Annotated in this window: 11 protein-coding genes; 3 read left to right on the top strand and 8 right to left on the bottom strand. The window is 58.7% G+C overall.

The genetic code is table 11. The features are described 5' to 3' along the window. The 3 genes from PMI32_RS27050 to PMI32_RS27060 form a co-directional block, all read left to right on the top strand. The coding region (locus PMI32_RS27050; protein ID WP_008024560.1) for an ACT domain-containing protein at positions 1-652 on the top strand (652 nt) is incomplete at its 5' end. A gap of 151 nt (positions 653-803) precedes the next feature. Beyond that, positions 804-2,003 (top strand): succinyldiaminopimelate transaminase, encoded by a 1,200-nt coding sequence (gene dapC / locus PMI32_RS27055; RefSeq protein WP_008024559.1) that lies wholly within the window; start codon positions 804-806, stop codon positions 2,001-2,003. Between the two features lie 224 nt (positions 2,004-2,227). Next, a complete protein-coding gene (locus tag PMI32_RS27060) occupies positions 2,228-2,983 on the top strand; it encodes a zinc metalloprotease (protein WP_008024557.1) in 756 nt (251 codons plus the stop codon). Positions 2,984-3,102: 119 nt separating this feature from the next. Here PMI32_RS27060 and PMI32_RS27065 read toward each other — a convergent pair whose 3' ends face one another. The 8 genes from PMI32_RS27065 to PMI32_RS27095 form a co-directional block, all read right to left on the bottom strand. Continuing rightward, positions 3,103-4,734, bottom strand: a complete 1,632-nt coding sequence (locus PMI32_RS27065; RefSeq protein ID WP_008024555.1) for a Na+/H+ antiporter — start codon at positions 4,732-4,734, stop codon at positions 3,103-3,105. A gap of 152 nt (positions 4,735-4,886) precedes the next feature. Next, positions 4,887-5,276, bottom strand: coding sequence for a hypothetical protein (locus PMI32_RS27070; protein ID WP_157214339.1), 390 nt, complete (start codon positions 5,274-5,276; stop codon positions 4,887-4,889). After that, positions 5,257-5,769, bottom strand: a complete 513-nt coding sequence (locus tag PMI32_RS27075) for a DUF2514 family protein (protein WP_008024551.1) — start codon at positions 5,767-5,769, stop codon at positions 5,257-5,259. The genes PMI32_RS27070 and PMI32_RS27075 overlap by 20 nt, the downstream gene beginning before the upstream one ends. Before the next feature lie 2 nt (positions 5,770-5,771). Next, positions 5,772-6,113: a ubiquitination-like system serine protease family protein gene (locus tag PMI32_RS27080; protein WP_008024549.1), complete on the bottom strand. Its 342-nt coding sequence runs from the start codon at positions 6,111-6,113 to the stop codon at positions 5,772-5,774. Beyond that, positions 6,110-6,535 (bottom strand): cell wall hydrolase, encoded by a 426-nt coding sequence (locus PMI32_RS27085; protein WP_008024548.1) that lies wholly within the window; start codon positions 6,533-6,535, stop codon positions 6,110-6,112. The genes PMI32_RS27080 and PMI32_RS27085 overlap by 4 nt, the downstream gene beginning before the upstream one ends. Before the next feature lie 58 nt (positions 6,536-6,593). Further along, positions 6,594-6,995 carry a hypothetical protein gene (locus PMI32_RS0128610; RefSeq protein WP_008024546.1) on the bottom strand — a complete coding sequence of 134 codons (402 nt, stop codon included), beginning with the start codon at positions 6,993-6,995 and terminating at the stop codon, positions 6,594-6,596. Beyond that, a complete protein-coding gene (locus tag PMI32_RS27090; RefSeq protein WP_008024543.1) occupies positions 6,992-8,194 on the bottom strand; it encodes a hypothetical protein in 1,203 nt (400 codons plus the stop codon). The genes PMI32_RS0128610 and PMI32_RS27090 overlap by 4 nt, the downstream gene beginning before the upstream one ends. A gap of 3 nt (positions 8,195-8,197) precedes the next feature. Then, positions 8,198-10,268, bottom strand: a 2,071-nt coding sequence (locus tag PMI32_RS27095) for a phage tail protein (RefSeq protein ID WP_008024541.1), incomplete at its 5' end; no start/stop codon positions are given.

Genomic DNA, 10,268 nt, shown 5'->3' with positions numbered 1-10,268 from the left:
GGCCGACGGCCCCCCGCTGGTGCTGATCAAGGAAACCACCCAGCGCGAGTTCGAGGGCGGCACGCAGATCTTCATCTACGCGCCGGACCAGCACGACTTCTTCGCCGTGACCGTGGCCGCGATGGACCAGCTCAACCTGAACATTCACGACGCCCGGGTCATCACCTCCAGCAGCCAGTTCACCCTCGACACCTATATCGTGCTCGACACCGACGGCGACTCGATCGGCGATAACCCGGCACGGGTCAAACAGATTCGCGAAGGCCTGACCGAAGCCCTGCGCAACCCGGACGATTACCCGACGATCATCCAGCGTCGCGTACCGCGCCAGCTCAAGCATTTCGCGTTTGCACCCCAGGTGACGATCCACAACGACGCCCAGCGCCCGGTGACGGTGCTGGAGCTCAGCGCCCCGGACCGCCCGGGCTTGCTGGCGCGGATCGGCACGATTTTTCTGGAATTCGACCTGTCATTGCAGAACGCCAAGATCGCCACGCTCGGCGAGCGTGTGGAAGACGTGTTCTTCATTACCGACGCCAACAACCAACCGTTGTCTGACCCACTGTTGTGCAGCCGTTTGCAGGATGCGATCGTCGAACAGCTCAGTGTCAGCCAGGAACCCGATATCAAACTGTCGCGCTTAAGCATTTGAATTGGCCGGCTCTTTGTAGGAGCGAGCTTGCTCGCGATGAATGCGCAAACACCACGGGGCATCAGGTGCCCTGCGTTTACGTTGACGACCATCGCGAGCAAGCTCGCTCCTACAGGAACCTGCGTCGCCCCACATTGAACGAGATCTACCGATGAACAACGCTCTGTCCCAATTGCAGCCTTACCCGTTCGAGAAGCTCCGCGCCCTGCTCGGCAGCGTCACGCCAAACCCGGACAAGCGTCCTATCGCGCTGTCCATCGGCGAGCCGAAGCACCGTTCGCCAAGCTTTGTCGCCGAAGCCCTGGCAAGCAATCTGGACCAGATGGCCGTGTATCCGACCACCCTCGGCATTGCGGCCCTGCGTGAAGCCATCGCCGCGTGGTGCGAACGCCGCTTCAACGTGCCGAACGGCTGGCTCGACCCGGCGCGCAACGTGCTGCCGGTCAACGGCACCCGCGAAGCGCTGTTCGCGTTCACTCAGACCGTGGTCAACCGTGGCGACGACGCCCTGGTGGTCAGCCCGAACCCGTTCTATCAGATCTATGAAGGTGCCGCGTTCCTCGCCGGTGCCAAGCCGCATTACCTGCCGTGTCTGGACGAGAATGGCTTCAATCCGGACTTCGACGCCGTTTCCCCGGACATCTGGAAGCGTTGCCAGATCCTGTTCCTGTGCTCGCCGGGCAACCCGACCGGCGCGCTGATCCCGGTCGAAACCCTGAAAAAGCTGATCGCCCTGGCCGATGAGTACGACTTCGTGATCGCTGCGGACGAGTGCTACAGCGAACTGTATTTCAACGAACAAACACCGCCCGCCGGCCTGCTCAGCGCCTGCGCGGAACTGGGCCGCAAGGACTTCAAGCGCTGCGTGGTGTTCCACAGTCTGTCCAAGCGCTCCAACCTGCCGGGCCTGCGTTCGGGTTTCGTGGCCGGTGATGCCGACATTCTCAAAGGCTTCCTGCTGTACCGCACCTACCACGGCTGCGCGATGCCGGTTCAGACTCAACTGGCCAGCGTTGCTGCCTGGAATGACGAAGTGCATGTACGTGCCAACCGAGCGCTGTATCGCGAGAAGTATGACGCGGTGCTGGAAATCCTCGGCCCGGTGATGGACGTGCAGCGCCCGGATGGCGGTTTTTACCTGTGGCCGAATGTTGAAGGTGATGACGAGGCGTTCTGCCGCGATCTGTTCGTCGAAGAACACGTGACCGTGGTGCCTGGCTCTTACCTGTCCCGTGACGTTGACGGTTCGAATCCGGGTGCCGGTCGGGTGCGCATGGCGCTGGTTGCGCCACTGGCTGAGTGTGTGGAAGCCGCTGAACGTATTCGCAGCTTTATAACTCGCCACAAATAAAATTAAACTTGCCTGCACTGTGCAACGCAGTGCAGGCATTAACCACCCTCGCAATAACAACTAATAAATACCAACTTTACGCCCAACTACACACTCAACTAATCTCCCGCCAGAGCCGCATCAACTTAACAACCTCATAGCTTTACAATCCAAGACTGATGCGCAAAACAAAACCAAGTAAACATCTTCAGAAAAAACAACTTTAATAATACATGGATGTATATATGACAAACGTACCTTGTTGCCTCATTGAAAAACCATTAGACCTCCAGGCTGCTTACGAGACTGCCATCGCCGAAAACCCTGCGAATCGGCTAACTTCAGTGCCCGGACGTAAAAAGCGCGCAGTCGCCAGGCACACCTACTTCTGGGCACCGGGCCGCACATTGCGCATTGCTTTTCTGAACGGTGATCAAAGTTTTAAGGACGCCGTCAAGGCTGCGGCCAATAACTGGCTGCCACACATTAACCTGAAGTTCGAATTCGTCGAAGGCGAGGAAGGTGATATTCGTATCAAGAGCGAACCAGGCGTGTACTGGTCCCACATCGGCACCAGCGCCTTGACCGAGACAGATCAAAGCCTCCCGACCATGCTTCTGTCACCGGACCACCAACTTTCCTTGAAATTCTTCAACGCCAATACCATGCACGAATTTGGCCATGTACTGGGCGCAGAACATGAACACCTGCACCCGGAGTCGAACATTCCCTGGAACAGACAGGCCGTCTACGCGGCACATGGCGTGCCTGAAGGCGCTGACGAGGATAACTACACGCGACGCATCGTTGACGCACGCTACTTCAACCTCCTTGACCCCAGCGAAGTTGTTCACTCACCTTATGATCCAAAGTCGATCATGCACTATCCCGTGCGCCAGGACTGGACCGAAGGCGACTTCGAGATCTACCTCAACCTTGTTCTCAGCGAAAAAGACAAAGCATTCATGGCCGAAGTTTATCCCTCTTCCACCACGGATTAATGTCTCTCTCTTGAGCATTTGCCTTGTCGCACTAATGCCTCTTACGACCGGCATTCAGTGATGCATTATCAAGCTTTCAAGGAACTCGCCAAGGGCGACCGGTATCAGCCGCAACAGGGCTATTTCACGACGCCCAGATTAGCCTCGCTCAAATCGAGTTCTCCCAGCACCTCACGCAATACGTCATCACCAATCTGGTGGTGACGGCTGAGCTTATACAACTCCAGGCGTTGCGCCCGCAGCGCCTTCAAGCGCAGGCGCCGTTCCAGCAGGTCCATCTGAAACGCCAGCGCCTGGGCTTCCGCCGAATCGTTGAACACCTCCAGTTGATGCCGATACTCGGACATGATCCGTGCCTTGAGTTCGACAGCGAGCGCTGCCTGGGCGGCGTCCTGCGGATTGGCCTCTTCGGTTTCGAGCGCATGAATGGCGGCTTCGGCGGTTTTGCGCCAAGCATCGCGCACTTCACTGCGACGTTTGTCGTCAGGACTCTTCTCGATGCCGCGAAGCAACATTGGCAACGCAATACACGCGGCAATCAGCGACAGCAGAATGACCCCGGCCGCGATGAAAATCAGCAGATCGCGCTCAGGAAACGCCTCATTCCCCATCAGTATCGGCACTGACAACACACCCGCCAGCGTCACCGCACCGCGCACCCCACCAACGGTCAACAACCAGCAGGAGCGCGCCGTCGGCACTTGCGTCATTTCACCCTTGCCGCGCCAGCGACGCAGCAGCCCCGACAATCGCCAGATGCTCTGCACCCAGACAAACCGCAACACCACCAGCACCAGGAAAATCGCCACCACGTCGAGGCAGCGATAGAGCAGCGTTGGCCACAACGAAGTTTCGTGGCTGGCCACGGCTTTGATGATGTCCGGCAACTGCAAACCCAGCAGCAGGAAGATCAGCCCGTTAAACGCAAACTCCAGCAGTGACCAGACGCTGCGGTTGAGCAGTCGGGTGCTGGTCTGGCGCGGCAGCAGATCGAGCCAGCTCTGCATCATGCCCGCCGCCACGGCAGACAGAATCCCCGAGCCCCCCAGGCGTTCGGCCAGCACGTAAGCCGCAAACGGCAGCAACAACATGAAGACAACGTGTGTCGCCGGATCATCCCAACCGCGAGCGATCATCCACGAGCGCAAACGCCCGACCAGCCAGCTCAACGCAACACCGACCGCGAGGCCACCGACCGCCACCAACACGAACGTCAGGCTGGCGTTGGCCAGCGAGAACACCCCGGTCACCGCCGCGACCAGGGCGAACTTGAAGGTCACCAGGCCCGACGCGTCATTCATCAGCGCCTCGCCCTGCAGCATGTGCATTAGTGGTGTCGGCAGTCGGTTTTGAGAAATCGCCGAGACGGCCACGGCATCCGTCGGCGACAACACCGCCGCCAGGGCAAAGGCCACCGGTAGCGGAATGCTCGGCAACAACCAGTGGATGAAGTAACCCGCACCGACGACGGTAAACAGCACCAGGCCGACCGCCAAGGTCAGGATCGGTCCGCGCAATCGCCAAAGTTCGCGCTTGGGCATGCGCCAGCCGTCGGAGAACAACAGCGGTGGCAGAAACAAAAACAGAAACAATTCCGGGTCCAGGGCGACGTGCAAACCGAGCGTCGGCCAGGCCAACAAGGCGCCGGCACCAATTTGCACCAGCGGCAATGGCAACGGGATCACGCGTCCGACCAGGCGCGAAACACTGACCAGCATCAACAGGATCAGGACGGTGTAGGCGGTTTGCATAAAGCGCGGTTCCCGGACAATCGACAGCATTGAAGTGCCATATTAGCCGCTTAGACTGCGGGTTGACCGTTGTACCAATGTCGCAGGCTGTCGCCAGTCTCGAAAAAACCCCAAACCCTGTAGGAGCCGAGCTTGCTCGCGAAAGCGGCAGGTCAGCCACTATCAATGTTGAATGTTAAGCCGCTTTCGCGAGCAAGCTCGGCTCCTACAGGGTTTTGCGTTTTAAGCGGACGGTCATGGCATAATCCGTCACCTTTTTTTTCCAGCACCTGTAAAGGGGGCAATTCCTTGACCGATTCAAGCAAAACGTTGCACCTTTTCGGCATCAAAGCCTGGGATGCCGAATAGGAATTGAACAAGGCCTTTATAATCAAGGCCTTGAGTTGAAAATCAGCCACAAAAACCACCATCTTTTGCGACTCTTTAGAACCCAATAAACATTGGTCCAAACGGTTGCGTTTTGGGGAAGAAATCCCCGAAGAAAAATCCCTTCTATGGCGTCCTGCCAAACGAACAACACCCCTATTTTGCAAGACCGTCATATGCCTGCTCGCAGGTTACCCCCCTGGCTCTGGCTTGGTCAGCAACCTCAGCCAGGTCGCCCGCTCGCTGGTCAGCGCGCTTGAACACGTCGGCAAGCACCATTGCGGCGCGGGTAGCTGCCTTGCTTGCGGCGGCAATACAGGAATTGCCGCTGGCTTCACTGGATGCGAGTCGAGCGGCAAGGTTGTCGGCTGCCCCGCGCAGGCCGTCAACAGTAGCGCGAGCAGCAGCGGCATCAGCGGTGACTTGGTCGATGATCTGTTGGCCATTCTGGATCGCCTTATTAATGGATTGTTGCCGGGTTTGTTCCTTGTCGCGCTCGGCGGCTTCGTTGAGGGCCTTTGCTGTTGCATCCAGGTTATCGCGGGCATTCCACTCGCCCCTCCATTTGGCGTCAGTGACCGTCACGCCATGGTGGTAGGCGCCGAACAGCGCGCCGACGACGATAGCAACCAACAGCAGGATCGCTCCCAATTTCATGTAGGCCGTCACGGTCAGTCCTCCCATTCAGACAGGTCGACAGTCTGGCCAGCCAGCGCATGTGTGCAGTCGCCCAAGAACTGAATACGTCCATCGGTCACGAACGAATGACAAACCTTCTTCACGTCCTTGGTGATATCGTCAAATTCGCCCGGGTTGTCGCTCGGTTCGCTCCATGTCACCAGCACGCTGGGCGTGAATGTCGGCTTCTCGACATTGCCATTCCAACCCCAGCGTGGGCCCGGGCCTGGACCGTGAGAAACACCGTGGAGCATGTCGCAGCCAGGGCATTCGAAGAAAAGCCGATCCTCTTCGGACTTGGCCAGCACACGAGACAATCGGCTGAAGGCTGTCATGGCACATCCTTGAAGAAGAGGTGATGACCGAGCTTCAGCGTCTGCTTGGCGCCCTTCGTCCAGGCCGGGGCTCTTGGCATGGTGGTCGCGTAGTAGTGCGTGGCGCCGGCGGTGGGATCTGGAACCTTTCCGTCAATCACCTGATCAGCGGCAATCCGCGCCTGCGCCAGCTCGCGGAACGGAATCTGCCGGGCACCACTCAGGAACGGATGGTTCGGGTCGTTCCTGTTCCAGCAACTGAACTGGTACGGCCTCTGGCACACCCCGGCATAGCCTTCGCCCCACCATGATTTGTCCTTGCCGTCGTTCACGCGGTTGCGGATGGTCCAGGCCACGGCGATCTGGCCGGCGAGGCTTTCGCCGCGCGCCTCCCCCCACAACGTGCGGGCGAGAATGTCTCGGTCCTTTTCAGTTACAGGCATACCTTTCTCCAGGCGAAAAAAAACCGCTCAATGGCGGTTCGAGGCTTCAAAAATCAATTCAGCTAGGCCGAACAGGTCGCCCAATCAAATCAGGGTAACCCTCGGCGCCTTCCTTCCAGTTGCGCGTTTTACCGCGGTGCGCAAGCCACTGCTCGCGCGATCCGGGGAGGAGATCTTCAGGAGTCTGACCAGCAAGAACCTCTTCCAGAGCATCTAATTGATTAGCGATAACGATCAATTCAGTTTCGCGCCACTGCCCCTCTAAGATGCGCATGACAATCAGGCTCTCGCCCCAGCCTGGAAACTGCCAGACCTGATCGGCATATGCAGGAGGAGGATTAACATCAATTGCGCCTTCAGGCGGATTGGTATCCCAACCACCCAGGTAACGACCGGTATCATCAACATAGTGAATAGTTGTGCCACCGACTATTTGTACATCGCTAAAAATATCGCTCATGCCCATGCCTCAAATACCATCTTGAAGTTCGTTATGCCCGTGGTTATGTAGGCTCCGGTGCTGGCGTCAATCATGAAAATCCCGTTTGCAGCGAACCTGACGACCAAGTTTGTGGCGTCACGCTTGACCGTAAAACCAAAGGTTGTGACGCTGGCACTTGATTGCTCGAAATCCAGCCTGAAGAACGCTTCGTCACCTACTGCCCAGTTACCTGTTGCGATCTGGCAGACCACATACGCGCTGACAAATTTTGGCTTTACGCCAAGGCCGTGCGGAAGTGTTAAAGCGCCTCCAGCTACAATTGTCTGCGGGGCACTGACGTACTCTTTGGTGATCGGTTTGCCAATGTTTTCCAGCGTTGTAACCCTGCCAGACAACGAAGCCACGTCAGCAGGAAGCGGGTCCATCAGCAGCCAGTCCGTTCCGTCGTATTCAAGATCGGTGAGTTGGCCGGCTGCGATTGTCGCCGCCACCTTGGCGCCGGATGAGTCGTACTGCTTCAGGTTTTTTGTCCCGCGCCCCGATACGTTGATCGTGTCGGAACCGGTACCTGCGGAGTGAAACTTCACCCGGAACCGCTGGGGGGCGGCATAACCTTGGATGGCGGGAACAGGCGTCAGCGTGAACGAAGGCGCAGTACCTGCAGTGGTGAATGCGGTTTGCACTTGATTGACGGCAGGACCAGCAGCCCCGGTACAGAACAGCAGAACATATGCCCCGACAGACGCATTCCATTGAATCCACGCGATGCCATTCGCAATGAGCTCACCGCCAATGAGCGGAGCATGCGTCGAACCGACCAGCGCTACGGTGCCGACACCATCGTTGATGGTGCTGGCTGTGGAGTTAGCGTTTGCGACCTTGAAGCGCAGTGGCGTGCTCTCGCTGCGCGCCGTGAGCACCGGAACGAAGTTGCACACGTAGGCGTTGACTGCGCCAGTATCAGCCACAAATCCGCCCTGGCTCGCCGCATCGCGCAACGCCGCATCCAGCGGCCCCACATCAACCCACGCCGTGTTTGCGATATTCCGACGCCTGAGACGGCTTGTCCCTGTGTCTGCCCACAGCTGGCACGGGAACGACGGGCTCGGCGCCGAGGCACCACTACTCAGGGATGCCAGCGCCTGCAGCGCGCTGTTGATATCGGTTCGGACCCCAAGGCCAGAACCGTTATCGACGGTCATATCATGTTGCGACATAAGTCAGTATCCCTTTGAAATGTAGTCAATCGAGCGGCCGAACTGGGCGACCCCACTGGAATTGCGAATGAAGACCGTGAAACCGGTGGCGGTCTTGGCGGAAATGTCAGGCCAGTCACCAGCAGCAAGGCTTTGTGCAGTAATGCTGAGGGCTGGCGATGCGTTGAATGGTGGCGAGTAGGTGACGGTGAGCCCCCCAGCCGGCACCACGATGTCGTTCCCGCTTTCGATGCGATCAGGCATATCAATCACGACCTCAAGCTTGGAGACATCGATCCAGTTGGTGGTCTGCAACACAGAGCCGCGCAGTTGAAAATCGAACTGACGAGCGCGGTAGTCGCCTACGACAAATGGCTTCCAGGCCGACCACACCGCAGGTGCTACGTCGGAGGTGCGCACCCATAGCGACAGGGTGGCGCCATTCGGCGGATCGCCATCAAAGCCAAGTATCGAATCGAAGTCGGCAACCATGTCGATGTAGGTGCCGTCGTCGTAGACCAGCGCCACAACATCGGCCGTCAAGCGGCAGTCGTAGACGTAACCCAGATCGGCCGGAGCCGCGAAGGTGTATGTGAACTGGAGCAACGAGCCGCCCGTCTTGTCGATTTCCCCCGCAAGCGCGTCAAGGCTGGCAATGGCATCAAAAGACCCAGCACCCGCCATCTTCAGAACACCGCCCGAGGCGGCGGCATTGACCGCCACGCCCTTAAACGTTGGAGACTCGGTGATCGTCAGCACGACGTTGGTAGGCAACGGCACCTGCGCATCAGACCAAACCTCAGTGATCGGGCCGCCGTTGCCGGTGGAGTCAACCGCGCACGCCAGGTACTTGCCGGGCAACAGCGAAACGACGGCCGACGTCGAACGCCCCGCCACTTCGGTCAGCGGCAATGCCGCATCCCAGTTCGCCGAGGTGTTGCGCGAATGGCGAACACTGATGCTGCCGCCGAGTTTGACATCCAACTCTGGTACCGGGTCCCATGCCAATGTGGCCACGCTACTGATCACGTCCAGGCGCAATCCAACCAGAGCCGACGGCGGTGCCAGTAGCGCTTGCGCCATGTAGGTCTGAACGAAAGCAGGACCTGGAATGCCAAACACCGACTTAGGTGTCACCCGTACCGACCATTCGCCAGAAGAGGCGGAATCAAAATCAACACTGGGCGTCGACAGTTCAGCAACAAACTCCCAGTTTCCACCGGGTTTCTTGACCTCGATCTCATAACGCATCGCGCGCGCCGGCGGCGTCCAACTGACCGACAGCCTTGCAGCGGCCAAGCCGGTACCGGTGTCGTACAGCGACTCAAGAAACGTGAGCTGACCAACCGCATCCGGAGCGCCAAAGTTGACGATGCTCGTCGGGTTGTCCACGTCCGGCGTGCCAAACTCGACCTCATCGAACTTATCAGGGTCGTACGCTACAGCGCTGATTGCGTAGGTGCCGTCGTCGCCTTCGGATATGCCGATAACGCGAAACTTCTGCGTTTCCAGTGCTGCTGTCGAGAAGGTCCACGGGGCAGATGCCAATGGAGCAGACGCCAGCGGCGGGGAAACGGTGACCGACGAAGCACCGGCAGCGATGGTGACAGCCGCAGTTGCGTAACTGCCATCCAACAGAACCACGCCTATCACGCCACTCCCAGCAAATCCGATTGGGGCGTCGAGCAGCAACGTCGAAGCGGTGCTGCCCGCCAGAAGCCGCCCACCATTCCTGGCGCCGGCCCGGTTCGCGTCCGCGATATCGATGATGTCACCCGGCAGCGGCAAAGCACCATCGGCACCAGTGGCAAATGTCACCGCCTCGCTTTCGGCATACAGCAACCAGCGACCCAGGCGGCGAGCTTGTCCGCGCGAAGTGCAACCAATAGCCACGACGTCGCTTTGCTGAATGCGCCCCCATTTGGCGATCAGCTCCGGCCGCTCAACAATCTCGACCGACTGTTTGTATTGCTGGAGCGGGTCGTTCCAGGTAACCGCCGCCACGTTGAAGCGCTGGTCGGATGCGACTGACTGATAGTTGAACTCGCCGCCGACCACGTTCGAGTTGTTGAACGGGTAGCGGCTGCCACTGCGC

Origin of the sequence: Pseudomonas sp. GM60 (assembly GCF_000282415.1) — a bacterium.
Lineage (GTDB): Bacteria > Pseudomonadota > Gammaproteobacteria > Pseudomonadales > Pseudomonadaceae > Aquipseudomonas > Aquipseudomonas migulae.
The sequence above is the reverse complement of the archived record's forward strand: the minus strand, read 5'-3'. Positions and strand labels throughout refer to the sequence as shown.

Excerpts from the sequence above, each read along its gene's own strand:
- dapC (WP_008024559.1), top strand. The coding sequence starts at position 804 with ATGAACAACGCTCTGTCCCAATTGCAGCCTTACCCGTTCGAGAAGCTC.
- PMI32_RS27060 (WP_008024557.1), top strand. The coding sequence starts at position 2,228 with ATGACAAACGTACCTTGTTGCCTCATTGAAAAACCATTAGACCTCCAG.
- PMI32_RS27065 (WP_008024555.1), bottom strand. The coding sequence starts at position 4,734 with ATGCAAACCGCCTACACCGTCCTGATCCTGTTGATGCTGGTCAGTGTT.
- PMI32_RS27070 (WP_157214339.1), bottom strand. The coding sequence starts at position 5,276 with ATGACGGTCTTGCAAAATAGGGGTGTTGTTCGTTTGGCAGGACGCCAT.
- PMI32_RS27080 (WP_008024549.1), bottom strand. The coding sequence starts at position 6,113 with ATGACAGCCTTCAGCCGATTGTCTCGTGTGCTGGCCAAGTCCGAAGAG.
- PMI32_RS27085 (WP_008024548.1), bottom strand. The coding sequence starts at position 6,535 with ATGCCTGTAACTGAAAAGGACCGAGACATTCTCGCCCGCACGTTGTGG.
- PMI32_RS0128610 (WP_008024546.1), bottom strand. The coding sequence starts at position 6,995 with ATGAGCGATATTTTTAGCGATGTACAAATAGTCGGTGGCACAACTATT.
- PMI32_RS27090 (WP_008024543.1), bottom strand. The coding sequence starts at position 8,194 with ATGTCGCAACATGATATGACCGTCGATAACGGTTCTGGCCTTGGGGTC.